At 74.7% G+C, this 16,875-nt stretch carries 19 protein-coding genes; 9 read left to right on the forward strand and 10 right to left on the reverse strand.

Annotation, left to right across the window (positions count from 1 at the left end; all coding sequences use genetic code 11):
- Positions 1–50: 50 nt before the first annotated feature.
- The 3 genes from GTY84_RS26485 to GTY84_RS26500 form a co-directional block, all read right to left on the reverse strand.
- Complete coding sequence (locus GTY84_RS26485; RefSeq protein WP_161228910.1) at positions 51–344, reverse strand: integrase core domain-containing protein; 294 nt, start codon at positions 342–344, stop codon at positions 51–53.
- 13 nt (positions 345–357) lie between these two features.
- Positions 358–933, reverse strand: coding sequence for an IS3 family transposase (locus tag GTY84_RS26490; protein WP_161228911.1), 576 nt, complete (start codon positions 931–933; stop codon positions 358–360).
- A 430-nt stretch (positions 934–1,363) separates the two neighbouring features.
- The gene (locus GTY84_RS26500) at positions 1,364–2,797 is read right to left on the reverse strand and encodes an NAD(P)/FAD-dependent oxidoreductase (RefSeq protein ID WP_161228913.1); all 1,434 of its coding nucleotides are present in this window, start codon (positions 2,795–2,797) and stop codon (positions 1,364–1,366) included.
- Between the two features lie 119 nt (positions 2,798–2,916).
- Between GTY84_RS26500 and trxA the strand changes: the two genes are divergently transcribed.
- Positions 2,917–3,339, forward strand: a complete 423-nt coding sequence (trxA, locus tag GTY84_RS26505) for a thioredoxin (protein ID WP_161228914.1) — start codon at positions 2,917–2,919, stop codon at positions 3,337–3,339.
- 41 nt (positions 3,340–3,380) lie between these two features.
- Here trxA and GTY84_RS26510 read toward each other — a convergent pair whose 3' ends face one another.
- Both GTY84_RS26510 and GTY84_RS26515 read right to left on the reverse strand, forming a co-directional pair.
- Positions 3,381–4,412: a LacI family DNA-binding transcriptional regulator gene (locus tag GTY84_RS26510; RefSeq protein ID WP_161228915.1), complete on the reverse strand. Its 1,032-nt coding sequence runs from the start codon at positions 4,410–4,412 to the stop codon at positions 3,381–3,383.
- Positions 4,413–4,498: 86 nt separating this feature from the next.
- Positions 4,499–5,194 carry a TetR/AcrR family transcriptional regulator gene (locus tag GTY84_RS26515; protein WP_161228916.1) on the reverse strand — a complete coding sequence of 232 codons (696 nt, stop codon included), beginning with the start codon at positions 5,192–5,194 and terminating at the stop codon, positions 4,499–4,501.
- A gap of 132 nt (positions 5,195–5,326) precedes the next feature.
- Between GTY84_RS26515 and GTY84_RS26520 the strand changes: the two genes are divergently transcribed.
- The 3 genes from GTY84_RS26520 (at position 5,327) to GTY84_RS26530 (ending at position 7,455) form a co-directional block, all read left to right on the forward strand.
- Positions 5,327–5,890, forward strand: a complete 564-nt coding sequence (locus GTY84_RS26520) for an NAD(P)H-dependent oxidoreductase (RefSeq protein ID WP_161228917.1) — start codon at positions 5,327–5,329, stop codon at positions 5,888–5,890.
- 420 nt (positions 5,891–6,310) lie between these two features.
- Positions 6,311–6,529, forward strand: a complete 219-nt coding sequence (locus tag GTY84_RS26525; RefSeq protein WP_161228918.1) for a hypothetical protein — start codon at positions 6,311–6,313, stop codon at positions 6,527–6,529.
- A 122-nt stretch (positions 6,530–6,651) separates the two neighbouring features.
- The gene (locus GTY84_RS26530) at positions 6,652–7,455 is read left to right on the forward strand and encodes an SAM-dependent methyltransferase (RefSeq protein ID WP_161228919.1); all 804 of its coding nucleotides are present in this window, start codon (positions 6,652–6,654) and stop codon (positions 7,453–7,455) included.
- A gap of 265 nt (positions 7,456–7,720) precedes the next feature.
- Here GTY84_RS26530 and GTY84_RS34770 read toward each other — a convergent pair whose 3' ends face one another.
- The 5 genes from GTY84_RS34770 to GTY84_RS26555 all read right to left on the reverse strand — a co-directional run bounded on the left by GTY84_RS34770 (position 7,721) and on the right by GTY84_RS26555 (position 10,905).
- The gene (locus tag GTY84_RS34770; RefSeq protein ID WP_272919278.1) at positions 7,721–8,107 is read right to left on the reverse strand and encodes a DUF6343 family protein; all 387 of its coding nucleotides are present in this window, start codon (positions 8,105–8,107) and stop codon (positions 7,721–7,723) included.
- Positions 8,108–8,120: 13 nt separating this feature from the next.
- Positions 8,121–8,558, reverse strand: coding sequence for a CBS domain-containing protein (locus GTY84_RS26540; RefSeq protein ID WP_161228920.1), 438 nt, complete (start codon positions 8,556–8,558; stop codon positions 8,121–8,123).
- A gap of 161 nt (positions 8,559–8,719) precedes the next feature.
- Entirely contained in the window at positions 8,720–9,148 is a 429-nt protein-coding gene (locus GTY84_RS26545; protein ID WP_161228999.1) for a VOC family protein, read from the reverse strand.
- Between the two features lie 348 nt (positions 9,149–9,496).
- Positions 9,497–9,922: a PPOX class F420-dependent oxidoreductase gene (locus tag GTY84_RS26550; RefSeq protein ID WP_161228921.1), complete on the reverse strand. Its 426-nt coding sequence runs from the start codon at positions 9,920–9,922 to the stop codon at positions 9,497–9,499.
- 92 nt (positions 9,923–10,014) lie between these two features.
- Positions 10,015–10,905, reverse strand: a complete 891-nt coding sequence (locus GTY84_RS26555; protein WP_161228922.1) for an NAD(P)-dependent oxidoreductase — start codon at positions 10,903–10,905, stop codon at positions 10,015–10,017.
- A gap of 279 nt (positions 10,906–11,184) precedes the next feature.
- Between GTY84_RS26555 and GTY84_RS26560 the strand changes: the two genes are divergently transcribed.
- The 5 genes from GTY84_RS26560 (at position 11,185) to egtD (ending at position 16,779) form a co-directional block, all read left to right on the forward strand.
- Positions 11,185–11,640, forward strand: coding sequence for a type II toxin-antitoxin system PemK/MazF family toxin (locus GTY84_RS26560; RefSeq protein ID WP_265292343.1), 456 nt, complete (start codon positions 11,185–11,187; stop codon positions 11,638–11,640).
- A gap of 702 nt (positions 11,641–12,342) precedes the next feature.
- Positions 12,343–13,641: an ergothioneine biosynthesis glutamate--cysteine ligase EgtA gene (gene egtA, locus GTY84_RS26565; protein ID WP_161228924.1), complete on the forward strand. Its 1,299-nt coding sequence runs from the start codon at positions 12,343–12,345 to the stop codon at positions 13,639–13,641.
- Entirely contained in the window at positions 13,638–15,005 is a 1,368-nt protein-coding gene (gene egtB, locus GTY84_RS26570; RefSeq protein ID WP_161228925.1) for an ergothioneine biosynthesis protein EgtB, read from the forward strand. Before egtA ends, egtB begins: the two co-directional genes overlap by 4 nt.
- Positions 15,005–15,820, forward strand: a complete 816-nt coding sequence (gene egtC / locus GTY84_RS26575; protein WP_161228926.1) for an ergothioneine biosynthesis protein EgtC — start codon at positions 15,005–15,007, stop codon at positions 15,818–15,820. Before egtB ends, egtC begins: the two co-directional genes overlap by 1 nt.
- Positions 15,817–16,779, forward strand: coding sequence for an L-histidine N(alpha)-methyltransferase (gene egtD, locus GTY84_RS26580; RefSeq protein ID WP_161228927.1), 963 nt, complete (start codon positions 15,817–15,819; stop codon positions 16,777–16,779). Before egtC ends, egtD begins: the two co-directional genes overlap by 4 nt.
- Positions 16,780–16,875 lie beyond the last annotated feature (96 nt).

Below are 16,875 nucleotides of genomic sequence, written 5' to 3' on the forward strand. Positions count from 1 at the left end.
GCCTGATCACGTGAGCTGTCCCAGGTTTCGTAGAGCCCGGTGATCTTGTATCAGGCGGACTGCGGGGCGGCTTCCTGTTGTCGCCACCATTCGCGTTCGCACCCGGCGGGCGGTACGTAGTCGAGGGCGAAATGGAGCCGTTCTTCCTTGTACCAGGTGACCCACTGGAAGATCGCCCGTTCGACCCGGTCGAAGCCGGTCCAGGAGCCTTGCATCTCGAACAGTTCGGCCTTGAAGGTGCCGTACAGCGCCTCGGCCATCGCGTTGTCATACGAGTCCGCGACCGAGCCGACAGACACGGCGGCCCCGATCTCGGCGAGCCGGTCGGTGTACCGAATCGACACGTACTGGGCGATTTCAACCGGTCGCTGTTATGAGGCCGGAGTCATTCTTGACCCGCCACCTCCACAGTGCCATCTCCAATGCGTCCAGCGGCAGTTCTGCCCGCATGCGGTTCGCGACCTGCCAGCCGACGATCATCCGTGAGTACACGTCCAGGACGAACGCCGCATATGCCCAGCCGGACCAGGTGCGGACATACGTTATGCCCGCCACCCACAGCTGGCCCGGCCGGCTTGCGGTGAAGGCGCAGTCGACCAGGTCCGGCGGCCGGGGTGCCGAGGGCTCCGGGACCGTGGTGCGGCGGCGTCGGCCACGGATGACGCCCTCCAGGCCCAGCCCGGCCATCAGGCGCTCGACCGTGCAGCGGGCCACGACGACGCCTTCGCGCCGAAGCGCGCGGGTGATCCGGCGGGCGCCGTAGGTGCTGCCCGACTCCGTGTGGATCACCTCGATCAGCAGCATGAGCGTCTCGTCGCGGAGCCGGCGGGCCGACGTCGGCCGCTTCCTGCGGGCGAAGTACGTCGACGGCGGCAGCTCGAGAACCCGGCAGACGGGATCGACCCCGAGACCCTCCTGGCGCAGGTGGTCCATCACCCGCTCGGCCTCGCCCGGGGGCGGTCGATCTCCTGGGCAAAAAACACCGACGCAGCCTTGAGGATCTCGATCTCATTCGCCCGCCTCAACTCGGCATTCCCCCTGCGAAGTTTCCTGAGCCCGTCCTGCCCGGCGGAGGCCAGCCGGTCGTCGCGTTTGCCCCGGCCGACCTCGGCCTGGCGGACCCAGCCGCGCCCTCCTTGTGGATGCCGAGGTTCTTCGCAACGTGCGCGATCGGGCGGCCAGTGCTGCGGACCTCACGGATCGCGCGCTCCCGGAGTTCGTCCGGGTACTTACGTGGCGCAGGCATGGTGCTCGTAGATCTCCTTCGCCAGAATCGTAAGCCTGGCATCAGGGACTCCACGAAACGCAGCGCAGCTCATGTTCGAGCCATAGCATGCATATCGCAGCCTCCGCGGATGCCCTCTCAGGCGTCCCGGTAGCCCTCCAGCAGCCGCAGCCACACCTCGCTGATCGTCGGGTAGGCCGGAACCGCGTGCCAGAGGCGGCGCAGGGGGACCCGGCCGGCGACGGCGACGGTCGCCGAGTGGAGGAGTTCGCCGACGCCGGGGCCGACGAAGGTCATGCCTCGGACGGTCTCGTCCTCCAGGTCGACCACCATGCGGGCCCGCCCCCGGTAGCCGTCCCGGTACAGGCTCGCGCCGGCCACCGTGGCCAGGTCCACGTCGACCGCGCGGACCCGGTGTCCGGCGGCTTCCGCCTCGGCCAGGGAGAGGCCCACGGAGGCGGCCTCGGGGTCGCTGAAGACCACCTGCGGTACGGCGTCGTGGTCGGCGGTGGCGGCGTACGGGCCCCAGGGCGCGGGCTCCGGTCCGGGCCCGCCCGCGGCGCGGGCCGCGATGGCGGCGCCCGCGATCCTGGCCTGGTATTTGCCCTGGTGGGTGAGGAGGGCCCGATGGTTGACGTCCCCGACGGCGTACAGCCAGTCGTGGCCGTCGACGCGGAGGCTGTCGTCCACGGGGAGCCAGGAGCCCGGTTCCAGGCCCACGCTCTCCAGACCGAGGTCGTCGGTGCGCGGGGCGCGGCCGGTGGCGAAGAGGATCTCGTCGGCCACGACGCGGTCGCCGGCGTCGGTGACGGCGACGACAGTGCCGTCCTCCCTGGTCACGGAGGTGACGGAGACGCCGGTGCGGAGATCGGCCCCGGCCTCCCGGAGGGCGGCGGCGACGAGTTCCCCGGCGAAGGGCTCCATCCGGGTGAGCAGCCCCGTGCCGCGCACCAGGAGGGTGACCCGGGAGCCCAGGGCCTGCCAGGCGGTGGCCATCTCGACGGCGACGACCCCGCCGCCGACGACGATCAGCCGGCCGGGCGCGCTCCGGGCGCTGGTGGCCTCCCTGCTGGTCCACGGGCGGACGGCGGTGAGCCCCGGCAGGCCGGGCAGGGCGGCACGGGTGCCGGTGCAGACGGCGACGGCGTGCCGGGCGGCCAGGACGTGCCGGGTGCCGTCGGGGGCCGTCACCTCCACCTCGCGCGGCCCGGCGAGGCGCCCCTGTCCGCGGTACAGGTCGGCGCCGATGCCCTCGACCCACCGGACCTGGCCGTCGTCCTTCCAGTGCGAGGTGAAGTCGTCGCGGTGGGCGAGGACCGCGGCGGTGTCGAGCGGCTGCCGTGCCGCGCCGCCCAGTCCGGCCGTGTGCCGGGCGTCCGCGTGGGCGAGGACGGGGCGGAGCAGGGCCTTGCTGGGCATGCAGGCCCAGTAGGAGCACTCGCCGCCGACCAGCTCGCTCTCCACGATCGCGGTGGACAGACCGGCCGCGCGGGTGCGGTCGGCGACGTTCTCGCCCACGGGGCCGGCCCCGATCACGACGACGTCGTACGTGCGGGATTCCGATTGCGTCATGGGGTCAGTGTGGTGGCTCGTGTGCCGGGCGGCCACATGGGTACGCGCGCGGAATAGCCGTCCGGTGGCACGTGTTGTTCCGACGGCGTGACGCCGACACCAGGAAGAGGGATGACGCCATGAGCAGCACCGTGGAACTCACCAAGGAGAACTTCGACCAGACGGTCACGGACAACGAGTTCGTCCTGATCGACTTCTGGGCGGCGTGGTGCGGGCCCTGCCGCCAGTTCTCCCCGGTCTACGAGAAGGCCGCCAAGGAGAACCCCGACCTGGTGTTCGGCAAGGTGGACACCGAGGCGCAGCCGGAGCTGGCGGCGGCCTTCGGCATCCAGTCGATCCCGACGCTGATGATCGTGCGGGACCAGGTGGCCGTGTTCGCGCAGCCGGGCGCGCTGCCCGAGGCCGCGCTGACGGACGTGATCGGCCAGGCGCGGAAGCTGGACATGGACGAGGTCCGCAAGGCCGTCGCGGAGCAGCAGGCCCAGCAGGGGGAGCAGGGGCAGCCGGGAGAGCAGGGGCAGCCGGGCCGGGGCGGCCAGTAGGGCGGGACCCGCCACCGGTGCCCCGCCCCCTCGCTGCGCGGTCAGCTCGATTCGCGGTGGACGACCGTCGCGCCCAGCGCCGTGTGCCGTTCGGGCGGGGCCCCCGGGTCGTGGACGGCCCGCTCGACCAGGGCGGCCAGGTCCCGGCCGGAGGGCAGTTCCAGCCGGACGGTGCTCAGGCGGGGGCGGAGCAGCCGTCCCAGCATCAGGTCGTCGGCGCCGATGAGGGCGGTGTGCCCGGGGACGTCGACGCCCTCGTCCTGGAGCGCGCGCATCAGCAGCATGGCGTACTCGTCGTTGTACGTGAACACGGCGTCGAGGCCGAGGAGTTCCCAGCGGGCGGCGAGCCGGGCGGCGGCCTCCTCGTCGTAGGCGAGGGGCAGTTCGGTGACGGTGGCGGCCGTGCCGCGGACCGCGCGGCGGACGCCTTCGAGGCGGGGTTCGGAGAAGACGCGTAAGCCGGGGTCGGCGGGGACGACGACGCCGATGCGGCGGCGGCCCCGCTCGTAGAGGTGGCGCCCGGCGCGGCGGCCGATGGTCCCGTGGTCGAGCAGCAGGGCGTGGGCGCCGTCGACGGGCCCGGAGCCGACGGTGACGACGGCACGGGCCCCGGAGCGTTTGAGCAGGTCGACGCCCTGCGGGGTGAGGTCGGTGCCGGGCACGAGGACGGCTACGGGACGCAGTTCGGCCCAGGCGCGGACGGCGTCGTCACCGCTGAGTCCGACGGCGCCGTACTGGACGACGGTGTACTCCAGCCGTCCGAGGGCGCGTTGCAGCTCCGCGAGGAAGCCGGTGAACAGCGGCCCGGCGGGGAAGGACGGCGCGGGCATGAGCACGATGCGGCTGTGCCCGGCCCGCAGGCTGCGGGCGGCGGCGTGGGGTACGTAGCCCAGTTCGCGGGCCGCCTCGCGCACCCGGTGCCGGGTGGCCTCGCTGATGCGGACGGTGCCGGTGTTGTTGAGGACGTAGGAGACCGTCGCACGTGAGACACCGGCCAGGCGGGCCACGTCGGCACTCGTGGGGACGGTGGGCGCCGGAAAGGCGGGAGCGGGCGTTTTCGGTATCTGCACCATGACGTACGGCATCTTGGCAGAGACCGTCCGTGAAACCTCAATCGGGGCCACATCACCCGGAGTTGGGGCGCCCGAAGGATGTGCCGTCAGATGCCCGGAGGGGTGGCGGGGGCGCCGGTGACCCGGGTGACGAGGTCGTTCCAGCCGGCCTCCAGGCGGTCGACGGGCATTCCGCACTGGGTGGTGAGGTGGTGGACCAGGGGGGCGTCGAGCGGGGCCATCAGCATCTGGGAGAGCAACTCGCAGTCCGCGTCCGGGACGGCCTGGCGCAGCAGTAGGGCGACGTGGCCGCGCAGGAAGCGGCGCGGGGCGACGGTGTAGCGGCGGTCCGCGCTGGGCTCGGCGGCCAGTTGCAGGGCGAGGTCCTCGGTGCAGCGGCGGAGCATGGCACCGCCGAAGGCGCGCAGCCGGTCGGCGGCCGGGGCGCCGGGGCCGAGCGGCGGCGGCCCGTGGAGCAGGGCGGCCTGGAACTTCCGCTCGGAGTGGTCGAGCAGTGCGAGGAGCAGGCCGGTGCGGTCGCCGAAGCGGCGGAAGACGGTGCCCTTGCCGACCGAGGCCGCCGCGGCCACCGCCTCCATGGTGAGGGCGGCGGCGCCGTGCTCGGCGACCAGCCGGGCGGCGGCCTCCAGCAGCCGGGCGCGGTTGCGCGCGGCGTCGGCGCGCAGGCAGGGCTCCTCCGCCCCGGCATCCGTGTGCGGCCCGGGGACCGTGCTCAGGTGCAGCAATTCGAGGGCACCGTCGGTCTCCTGGGGCTGGGCGAAGGGCGGCAGAGCGGCGGACATGAACTCAGCGTAAAGCATGGGAACAAAACTGGACCCTGGTCCGCTTAGGATGCTAGAAATTGAAACGGACCTTGGTCCGGATCATCTCCGGCAGGGATCCGACCCCGTCCTTATCCGTAGTGGGAGTAGTCAATGTCTGTTCGCATCCTTGCGCTCGTCGGCAGCCTTCGCGCCGGTTCGCACAACCGCCAGCTCGCCGAGGCGGCCGTCAAGCACGCGCCCGAGGGTGCCGAGGTGCAGCTCTTCGAGGGTCTGGCGGAGATCCCCTTCTACAACGAGGACATCGACGTCGAGGGCAGCGTTCCGGCCGCCGCCGCCAAGCTGCGCGAGGTCGCCGCGGGCGCCGACGCCTTCCTGCTCTTCTCGCCCGAGTACAACGGCACCATCCCGGCCGTACTGAAGAACGCCATCGACTGGCTGTCCCGCCCGTTCGGCGCCGGCGCCTTCGGCGGCAAGCCCGTCGCCGTGGTCGGCACCGCCTTCGGCCAGTACGGCGGCGTGTGGGCGCAGGACGAGGCCCGCAAGGCCGTCGGCATCGCGGGCGGCAAGGTCATCGAGGACCTCAAGCTCTCCATCCCCGGTTCCGTGACCCGCTTCGCCGAGACCCGCCCGGAGGACGACGCCGAGGTCGTCGCCCAGGTCACCGACGTCGTCGCCCGGCTTCGCGGCCACGCCGGCCAGGCCGTCTCCGCCTGATCCGCACCGCGCACCCCCTACGGGGCCGCAGCTCGCCCGAGCCCGGCCCCGTACGCGCGTCCGGGCACGGTCCCGGGACGGCCCCGGGGAGGCCCGGGGAGGCCCGGGGAGGCCCGGGGCGGTGCCCGGAGACGGTCCGGGGCGTGTGGCCGCGGGAGGACCGGGGCGCGCCGGGCGCCGTCCGGGGTCGGGTCCCGGCCACCGTCCGGACGCGGCCCGGAAGACGGTCCGGAGCACCGCGCCGCCCGTGCGATAGTGGTTCACGGCCCCGCCGGTATCCGCCGGCCCGGGACGCCCCGCACCCCCGGATCCACGGCGGCCTCCGCGAAGCCGGTCCGGACGAGGGGCCGCGCCCCGCCCGCCGCGGCGTCCCCCGCACAGCCGCACCGCTCCCGCCCCGCACCCCTCCGAGGAGTCGCCATGCCCGGCCCCACCGCCGCCGCCTGCCCGCACTGCGGATGGCCCGACGAAGCGGAGCCCTTCCGGACGATGTCCGCGCACCCCACCGCCGCGGGCGGCACCCTCTGGACCCGCTGCGCCTGCGGTTCGCTCCAGGCCCGGGTCGTCGACGACCGGGGGACGCGCGTCGTCTCCCGCAGTGGCCCCTCCCCCGCCCGCACGGGCCCGGCCGCCCCCTGAACCACCCGGACCGCGCCGCGCCGCTGCCGGTGCTGTCCGACGCCCCGCCGTATCGGCCCGAACCGCACTTTTCAGCAGGCCAGTTGGGTGCTGATCCGGCCACGGTGTGACATGCTGCGATCATGACTGACCGAGACGACTGGGGCAGCCGGCTACAGACCGATCGACCCCATTCAGCACGTGTGTGGGACTACCTGCTCGGCGGAAAGAACCACTACCTGGTGGACAGCCGGGCCGGAGACATGATCCTCCAGAACTTCCCCGAGTTCGCGGCCGTCGCCCGCGCCCAGCGACGCTTCCTGGTACGGGCGGTGCGGTTCATGGCGCGGGACGCCGGAATCCGCCAGTTCCTCGACATCGGCACCGGCCTGCCGACCGCCGACAACACCCACGAGGTCGCCCAGGGCATCGCGCCCGAGAGCAGGATCGTTTATGTCGACAACGATCCCATCGTCCTCGCCCACGCCGACGCGCTGCTGGGCAGCACGCCGGAGGGCGAGTGCGCCTATCTCGACGCCGATGTGCGCGACCCCCGGAAGATCCTCGCCGAGGCCGCCGCGACGCTGGACTTCGACCGGCCCATCGGCCTGATCCTGCTGGGGATCATCGGCCAGGTCTCCGACGAGGAGGGCCCCGGGCGGATCGTGTCCGAACTGGTCGACGCCCTGCCGTCGGGCAGCTACGTCGCCCTCAGCGACGGCACCGCCACCAGCGAGGCGCTCCAGACGGCCGTCTCGGCGTACAACTCGCAGTCGGTGAACACCTACCATCTGCGTTCGCCCGAGCAGATCGGGAGCTTCCTCGACGGGCTGAGCCTGGTGGAGCCGGGTCTGGTCAGGTCCGCCGACTGGCGTCCGGACGCCGACCCCTCGGGCCTGCCGCAGGAGCAGGGCCACGGTGTCGGGGCGGTGGCGTTCAAGGAGTAGCGGTCCCCTCCCGGCCGGGCCCACGCGGCCGGAGGGGCCCTCCGGAGCGGCGCGCGTCCCCGGCATCCCCCGGCCGACGGGTCGCCGGGCGGGGCCGCCACCGGCCGCACGCGGCCCGGGAGCGCGCTCGCCCCGGGCCGCGGCCGGCACGTCCGGGCCTCGGCCCCGCGCCCGGGCTCCCGAGCGTCCGGGACCGGCCCACGGCGGGGCGCGTCCGGCCGTCGGGGGCGGCCTCGGTACGGCGCCCGCGGTGGGCCCGCTCCGGTCAGCGCGGCACGGAGGCGTCGGCGTCCCGCTCGCGGCGCAGCCGCCGGATCACCACGGCCACGTCCGCCACGGCGATCACCACGAGCGCCGCGCACACAGCGGCCAGGGCGATGAGCGGGCCGCGTCCGGGGCTGCCGCCGGGACCGGTGTCGGCGGCCCACACGCCGAAGAAGACGGCGCCCGCGAGGAAGACCGGCAGGAAGACGGCCGACAGCAGCAGCCGCAGCCGCAGCGGGCTCTGCGCGGTGACCGGCTCGGTGCCGGTGCGCGGGGAGCGGCGGCCGACGGCGCCGGACCGCGCGCGCGAGCCGGGGGCGCGGGGGCCGGGGCCGCCGGGGGCGGGGCGGCCGTCGTCGGGACCCCGGGCGTGGCGGGCGTCGTCCATGCCGTGCCTCCGGTCAGTGGTCGGGCGCGGCGGTGGTGATGTCCGCGAGCGCCGAGTGCGGATCCTCGGTGAGTGCGAGGTCCCCGAGGGTGACCACGCCGACCGGGACGCCCCCGTGCTCGACGACCGGGAGCCGCCGGACGGCGTGCCGGCGCATCAGCTCCACCGCCCGGTCGGTGGTGTCCTCCGGCGTCAGGGTCACCACGGGCGGGGGCGTGCAGACCGAGCCGACGGTGGTGGCGTCCGGGTCGCGGCCGTCCGCGACGCTCCGCAGCACGATGTCGCGGTCGGTGAGCAGGCCGAAGAGATCGCAGTCGTAGGTGACCAGGACGTCCCCGACGTCCTCCTCGCGCATCAGCCGCGCGGCGCGGGCCACCGTGGTCATGGGCTCGACGGCCACCGCCGCGGGTGACATCACGTCCCGTATCCGCCGTGTCGTCCGCCGTGTCATGGGGCCTCCCGGGTGCGGCTTCGGGTGCGGGGCTCCGCTCCCCTGCGGGCCGCGTAGCCCTCAGGGGAGCGGGTAAACCGCCCGAGTCCGTCGGCCGGGGCGGTCCGGGCGCCGCCGGAACACCCGGGGCGCCGTCCGTCGGCCCGGCCCGCCCGCACCGGTCAGCAGGCGCCCGGGACCTCCTCGGTGACATCGTTGAGCGGCGAGTCCGGGTCACTGCCGTACGGACGGGTGAACGCCTCCATGCCGTGACCGGACGGGTCGACGAAGTACACGCCGCGGCCCCCGTCGCCGCGGTTGATCCGGCCGCGGTGCTCCCGCTGCGGGTCGGCGAAGACGGGGACCCCGGCGCCGACGAGCCGTTCGAGGATCGCGTCGAACTCCTCCTCGCTCACGAGGAACGCGTAGTGCTGCGGGGGGATCTCGGTGTCGACGGTGGCGAAGTCCAGGACGACGTCGTTGGCCGTCCGGACGGGAAGGAACACCGCGTACGGCTCTCCGACCTCCAGACCCAGGATTCCGGCCAGGAAGGCCGCGGACTCCTCGCGGTTCCGGGAGAGGACGATGGTGTGGTTGAACTGCACTGCCACGGTGAATGCCTCCATGGGCATCTCCACGGCGCCTCCATGCCTCACCCGAACGGTGACCGGCACGCGACGCCGCACCATCGAGTCTAGGGCCTCTTGTTCGGATCATGCCGGGCTCGCGGGCCCTGGCACCGCACCTCGCCGCGTTGTCGTCGGCCGCCAGGGCTCCGGCCCTGACTCCCTCCTCCGCCCTGCGATGCACGGCGCCAGACCCCGCTCCCTGATCCGGCCCGATCCAAACGAAAGACCCTAGACGGGCCACCGCGTGTCTGTCGACCGCCGCCCACCCCGCGCCGGCACCGCGACGCGGGGCTTCAACTGGCATGACCGGAACGGGAGTTGCCCTCCCGTTCAGCCGGACGGGGTGACGGCGTCCTTGATCTCTCCCCAGCCGAACCAGCGTTCGACCTCGATCCACACGCTGACCCGGCCCCGGTCCCGGTCCGGATAGGCGGATCCGCCGTAGTGGGCGGAGATGCGGTCGATGTCGGAGAGGTCCTCGTCATCGCGGAACTCGGTGACCCGGCCCAGGAGTCCGAGGTGGCTGTACCAGTTGGCGCCGTCGAACACGGTCAGGGTCACCCGGGGGTCGGCGCGCAGGTGCTTCAGCCGCACGCGGCTCTCGTCGAGGTTGATCAGGACGCGGCCGTCGTCCTCCCACAGATACCAGGTGGCGGTGGAGACGGGGGCGCCGTCCGGACGGACGACGGCCATCACGCACGGGTTGGGGCGGCGCAGCATCTCTACGGCCCGGGCGGGCAGCGGAGGGTTGGGCACGGTGACTCCTGTGGTCGGTGTGGACCGGGTGATCGATTCTCCCCCACCGCTACCCCGCTCGCGCCGCTCCCATCCGGGCGGCGCGGCGCCGCTCAGCCGGAGCGCTCCCCGTCGAAGCTGGCGAAGTAGGCGGCGGCCATGTCCTCGCCGCCGTGGCCCAGTTCGGCGGCGCGCTCCAGCCGCCGCGCGCTCGCGGCGGCCACGTCCAGCCGCACGCCGACGCGTTCACCGGCCGCCACGATCAGCCGGGCGTCCTTCGCGGCGGTGGTGACGGCGAACTGGGGCGGGGTCAGTGCGCCCTTTCGGATCAGGTCGGTCTTCGCTCGCAGATAGCCCATGTCGAGCGGGCCTCCGGCGATGGCCGCGAAGAAGTGCTCCGGATCCACGTCCAGTGCCCCGGCGAGCGCGAGCACCTCGCCGGCCGCGCTGGTGGCCGCGATGACCCAGCTGTTGGCCACGAGCTTGAGCCGGGTCGCGCTGCCCGCCGCGCCGTCCTCACCGGTCCACACCGTGCGGGAGCCGACGGCGTCGAGCACCGGCGCCACGATGTCCCGCGCGTCCGCGGGACCGGCGGCCAGGACCAGCAACTGCCCCGCCTCGGCGGGCTGCCTGGTGCCGAGGACGGGGGCGTCGAAGAAGACCAGGCCCTGCTCGCGGGCGAAGGCGGCCAGCCCGTCGAGGGCGTCCAGCCCGGCGGTGGTGGACTGGACCCACGCGGTTCCGGGGCGCAGCGCCGGGGCGGCCCGGCGCATCACGTCGAGGGCGGCGGGGCCGTCGTACAGCATGGTGAGGACGACATCGGCGCCGCGCACCGCCTCCTCGGGACCGTCCGCGACGTGCGCGCCGTCGGCGGCGAGCGGTTCGGCCTTGTCCCGGCTGCGGTTCCAGACGCGGACGGCGTGTCCGGCCCGGGCGAGGTTGCGGGCCATGGCGGCACCCATGATGCCGGTGCCCAGGACGGTCACGGTGAGCTGGTCGGTCATGACGTCGGCTTTCTGCGCGCGGTGCGGAACGGGGGACGGGAGAGGGTGACGGGGACGGACGGGACAGGGGGCGGACGGGACGGGGGAAAGGACGGGACCGGGGGAAGGTGACCGTCCCGGCGGTCGACCACGTGCCCCGGGGGGCCAAGCCTGCCATCCGCCGCCCGCCGGAACGCCCCGGACCCGCCGCGCACCGGAGATGCCCCACTGGTTCCCGGGGGTTGGTTCCCGGGAGGGATGCCCCGGCGCCCCGTACGGGGCGTCCCGTACGGTACGGGCGTGAACGACTTCACCGAGAACACCGACGCCGACGTCCCCGGCCGCCGCGGCCCCTCCGCGACCGCCCAGGCCGACCCCCGCGCCGTGGGCCGGGTGCGCACCGCGTACGCGCCCTCGCGCGACGGGGATCCCGACCCGGGGGAGATCGTCTGGACCTGGGTGCCGTTCGAGGAGAACGACGGGCGCGGCAAGGACCGGCCGGTGCTCGTCGTCGCCCGCGAGAGCGGCGGCACGCTGCTGGCCGTGCAGTTGTCCAGCAAGCGGCACGACGACGACCGGGAGTGGGTGCCGATCGGGAACGGCCCCTGGGACCGGTCGGGCCGGGACTCCTGGGTGGACGTGGACCGGGTCCTGCGGCTGCACGAGGACGGCATGCGCCGCGAGGCCTGCGCGCTGGACCGCGGGCGGTTCGACCTCGTACGCGGACGGCTGCGCGAACGCTACGGCTGGAGCTAGTGACCTGAGTCGGAGATATTCGGGTGGTTCTCGCGAGCTGCCAGTCGTGCCGGAGGCCGCACGGCATCCGGCTGATGGCCGCGATCTGACGAAGAATCTCTGACCCAGGTCACTGGACCGGGAGGGCCGGGCTCCTCAGCCCCGTCTTCGCACCCCGACGACTCGCGCCCCGCGTTCTCCTCCCGGGTCCGCGCACCCTGCGCCCCTCCCCCCGGCCCGCGCACCGTGCCTCCCTCCGCCCGGTGCCCGCCCCGGCCGCCTCCGCCGCCACGAGCGCCCCGGCCCGGCGGCCGGGCCACCGCTCCCGGAGCGGGCGACCGGTCGTATACCGGCCGCCGGGGCGAGCGGCACGTCCCGGCCGACGCGCGGCCCCCGCCCGCCCCGGGGAGCCGCTGCCCCCACCCCCGGCCCCGGCGCGCCCCGCCGGACGTGACCGCAGGCCGCGCGGCCGCTCCACCGTGCCCGCGCCGCCGTCCTGGGCGATGCTGGTCACGTCGCCCGCCGGAGCTTCCCGGCCCCGGACGGACCGGGGACGGCGGGCGACGGGCTCGGGAACGGCCGGGGAGCGGCACATATCCACGACGAGAAGTCCCGAAATGCGCCCTTGTGCCGAGCGGCACGAGGGTTTTGGGTGGGACGGGTCCGCCGACCCGTCCCACCCGAACGGCCGGCGACATGGTGGAATCTCGGGAGGATACCGACATGTCAGATTCGGTAAGTGACTGTATCCGGTCACGCACCGCCATCAGCGAGGCCGCGGCCGAGGCAATGGTCCGCGGCATCTGCTTCAAGACCGGCCCGCCCCGGCGCCTGGGCGTCGAACTCGAATGGCTCGTCCACGACCGCGGGGCCCCCAGGCGCCCCGTCCCCGCCGAACGGCTCGACGCCGTCTACGCCGCCCTGCGCTCCGTCCCTCTGGACTCGGCGCTGACCGTGGAGCCCGGCGGCCAGCTCGAACTCAGCTCGCGTCCCGCCGCCTCCCTCATGGAGTGCGTGGACTCCGTAGCGGCCGACCTCGACGCGGTCCGGGCCGTGCTGGACGGGCACGGACTCGCCCTGGTCGGCATCGGCCACGATCCCTGGCAGCCGCCGCGCCGCTTCCTGCGCCAGCCGCGCTACGACGCCATGGAGGCGTGCCTCGACCGCAACGGCCCCGCCGGGCGCGCCATGATGTGCACCTCCGCGTCCGTGCAGGTCTGCGTGGACGCCGGGTACGAGGAGCCCGGTCCGCTCGGCTATGTGCGGCGCTGGTGGCTGGCCCACCATCTCGGCGCGGTCCTGGTGGCCGCGTTCGCCCACTCGCCGCTGGCCGCCGGGCGGCCCACCGGCTGGCTCTCCACCCGGCAGCTGCGCTGGACCCAGATCGGCCCCGCCCGCGCGGGCGGCGCCCCGCTGGACACCGATCCGCGCCGCGCCTGGGCCCGGCACGTGCTGGACAGCCCGGTGATGTGCGTGCGCGGCGACGCCGTCCCGTGGGAGGTCCCGGCGGAGCTGACCTTCCGCGAGTGGACCGGCTCCGGGATGCCGCGCCCTCCCACCCAGGAGGACCTCGACTACCACCTCACCACCCTGTTCCCCTCGGTCAGGCCCCGCGGCCACCTGGAGCTGCGCATGATCGACGCGCAGCCGGGGGACGACGGCTGGATGGTGCCGCTCGCCGTCACGGCGGCACTGTTCGACGACCCGGAGGCCACCGAGACCGCCTACCGGAGCGTCAAGCCGCTCGCGGAGCGCACCCTCGGCATGCCGGCCCCGCACAACCCGCTGTGGCGGGACGCGGCCCGCGCCGGGCTCACCGATCCCGAGCTGCGGGACGCCGCCGTCACCTGCTTCACGGCGGCCCTGGCCGCCCTGCCCCGGCTCGGCGCCGCCACCGGGGTGACCGAGGCCGTCGCGGGGTACCTGGACCGCTACGTCTCCCGGGGGCGCTGCCCCGCCGACGACCTGCTGGACCGTCCGGACTCCCCCGGCCCGGCCCCCACGAGGGACATCCGCCCATGACCGAGCCCACCGAACCGACCACCGGCAGCCCCGGCACCCCCGGTCCGGCCGCGCCGCCGACGGACCCCGAGGCCCTGCGCGAACGGGCCCTGGCGGCGCTGCTCACCGCCCGCGACCGCACCGCCCTGCTCACCGGCTGCGTCGACGGACCCGAACTGACCGCCCAGCACTCCCCGCTGATGTCGCCCCTGGTCTGGGACCTGGCGCACATAGGCAACCAGGAGGAGCAGTGGCTGCTGCGGACCGTGGGCGGACACGAGGCGATGCGGCCCGAGATCGACGGCCTGTACGACGCCTTCGAGCACCCCCGTTCCGAGCGCCCCCGGCTGCCCCTGCTGCCGCCCGAGGAGGCCCGCCGCTACGCCGCCGAGGTGCGCGGCCGGGCGCTGGACGTGCTGGCCGGGTCCGTCTTCGGCGGGACGCGGCTGACGGAGGCCGGCTTCGCCTTCGGGATGATCGCCCAGCACGAGCAGCAGCACGACGAGACGATGCTCATCACCCATCAGCTCCGCAGCGGCCCCCCGGCCCTGTCCGCGCCCGATCCGGAACCCGTCGGGCCGTTCACCGGACCCGCCGAGGTCCTGGTGCCCGGCGGCCCGTTCACCATGGGCACCTCCACCGAGCCGTGGGCCCTGGACAACGAGCGGCCCGCGCACCGGCGCAAGGTGGCGCCGTTCCTCATCGACACCGTGCCGGTGACCAACGCCCGGTACACGGCCTTCGTCGAGGACGGCGGCTACGGGGACCCGCGCTGGTGGGCCCCGGAGGGCTGGGAGCACGTGCGGCGGCACGGCATCACCGCGCCCCTGTTCTGGCGGCGCGAGGGCGGCCAGTGGCTGCGGCGGCGCTTCGGCGTGACGGAGCCGGTGCCGCCGGACGAGCCGGTGGTGCACGTCTCCTGGTACGAGGCCGACGCGTGGGCCCGCTGGGCCGGGCGGCGGCTGCCCACCGAGGCCGAGTGGGAGAAGGCCGCCCGGCACGACCCGGCGACCGGCCGCTCCCGCCGCCATCCCTGGGGCGACGCCGACCCGGGCCCCCGCCACGCCAACCTGGGCCAGCGCCATCTGCGTCCGGCCCCCGCCGGGAGCTACCCGGCCGGGGCCTCGCCGCTCGGCGTGCGGCAGCTCATCGGCGACGTCTGGGAGTGGACGTCCAGCGACTTCGCCCCGTACCCCGGCTTCCGGGTCTTCCCCTACCGGGAGTACTCGCAGGTGTTCTTCGGGCCGGAGTACAAGGTGCTGCGCGGCGGCTCGTTCGCCGTGGACCCGGTGGCCTGCCGGGGCACGTTCCGCAACTGGGACTACCCGGTGCGCCGGCAGATCTTCTCGGGCTTCCGCACGGCCCGGTCCGCGGAGGACGTCTGATGTGCCGCCACCTGGCCTACACGGGACCGGCCGTGCCGCTGGGCCGGCTGCTGGTGGAGCCGCCGCACGGCCTGTACCGCCAGTCCTGGGCACCCCGGCGGCAGCGGTACGGGACGGTCAACGCCGACGGTTTCGGCGTCGGCTGGTACGCCGGGGGCGATCCGGTCCCGGCCCGCTACCGGCGGGCGGGCCCGGTCTGGGCCGATCCCTCCTTCGCCGACCTGGCCCGGGTGGTCCGCTCCGGCGCGCTGCTCGGCGCCGTGCGGGACGCGACGGTGGCGGGCGCCGACGGGGAGGCGGCCGCCGCCCCGTTCGCCGCGGACACCTGGCTGTTCAGCCACAACGGCGCCGTCGCGGGATGGCCCGGTTCGCTGGCGTCCGTCGCTGCCACCCTGCCCCCGGCCGAGCTGCTGGCGCTGGCGGCGCGCACCGACTCGGCACTGGTGTGGGCGCTGGTGCTGCACCGGCTGCGGGCCGGCGCGGCCCCGGGCCCGGCGCTGGCCGACACGGTGCGCGAGGTGGCCGAGGCCGCCCCCGGCTCCCGGCTGAACCTGCTGCTCACCGACGGCGCGGTCATCGCCGCCACCGCCTGGGGGGACAGCCTCTGGTACCTGTCCCGGCCGGACGGCGGCACGGTCGCCGCCTCCGAGCCCTACGACGACGATCCGCGCTGGCGGGAGGTGCCCGACCGGACCCTGCTCACGGTCCGCGGCACCGAGGTGCTGCTCACCGCCCTCGGGGGACCCGGCGGAGCACCGCCGTCCGTGCCCGCCCCCGCGTCAGCGTCCGCATCCGCGAAGGAGCCCCGCCCTTGAGTCCGTTCCGCCTCACCCGCACGCTTCCCGAGGACGCCACGGACGCCGCCCTGCGCTCCGACGTCCGGACGGGTCTGACCGGCACCCCCAAATGGCTGCCGCCCAAGTGGTTCTACGACGCCCGGGGCAGCGAGCTGTTCGAGCGGATCACCACTCTGCCGGAGTACTACCCGACCCGCGCCGAGCGGGAGATCCTCGTCGGCCGGGCCGGGGAGATCGCCGCGGCGACCGGCGCCCGCACTCTGGTCGAACTGGGCTCCGGTTCCTCGGAGAAGACCCGGTTCCTGCTCGACGCCCTCACCTCGCTGCGCGTCTACGTGCCCGTCGACGTCAGCGAGAGCGCGCTCACCGGAGCCGGGCGGGCCCTCGCGGCCGAGCGCCCGGGGCTCTCGGTGCACGCCCTGATCGCGGACTTCACCGCCGCTCTGGAGCTGCCCGACACCCCCGGTCCCCGGCTGCTGGCCTTCCTCGGCGGCACGATCGGCAATCTGCTGCCCGGGGAGCGGGCCGCCTTCCTGGCCTCGGTCCGGGCGCTGCTCGCCCCGGGGGACGCGCTGCTGCTGGGCACGGACCTGGTCAAGGACGAGGAGGTCCTGGTCCGGGCCTACGACGACGCGGCGGGGGTCACGGCCGCCTTCGACAAGAACGTGCTGGCGGTCGTCAACCGCGAACTGGACGCCGACTTCGAGCCCGACGCCTTCGACCACGTGGCCCTCTGGGACGCCGGGCGGGAGTGGATCGAGATGCGGCTGCGCTCCCGCACGGCGCAGACGGTGAAGGTGAAGGCGCTGGACCTGGCCGTGGAGTTCGCGGCCGGGGAGGAGCTGCGCACCGAGGTGTCGGCGAAGTTCCGGAAGGAGGGGGTGCGCGGCGAGCTGGCCGCGGCGGGCCTGGACCTGGCGCACTGGTGGACGGACCGGGAGGGGCGGTTCGCGCTGTCCCTGAGCGTGGTGCGCTGAGCCCGGGGGAGGGCCGGGACCCGGTGCGGCCGACCCGTCCGGCCCGTCGGGCCCGCCCCGGTCCCCCGGGGCGGCGGCCCGTGCGGAGGCCCCCCG

Origin of the sequence: Streptomyces sp. SID8352 (assembly GCF_009862265.1) — a bacterium.
Taxonomy (GTDB): Bacteria; Actinomycetota; Actinomycetes; order Streptomycetales; family Streptomycetaceae; genus Streptomyces.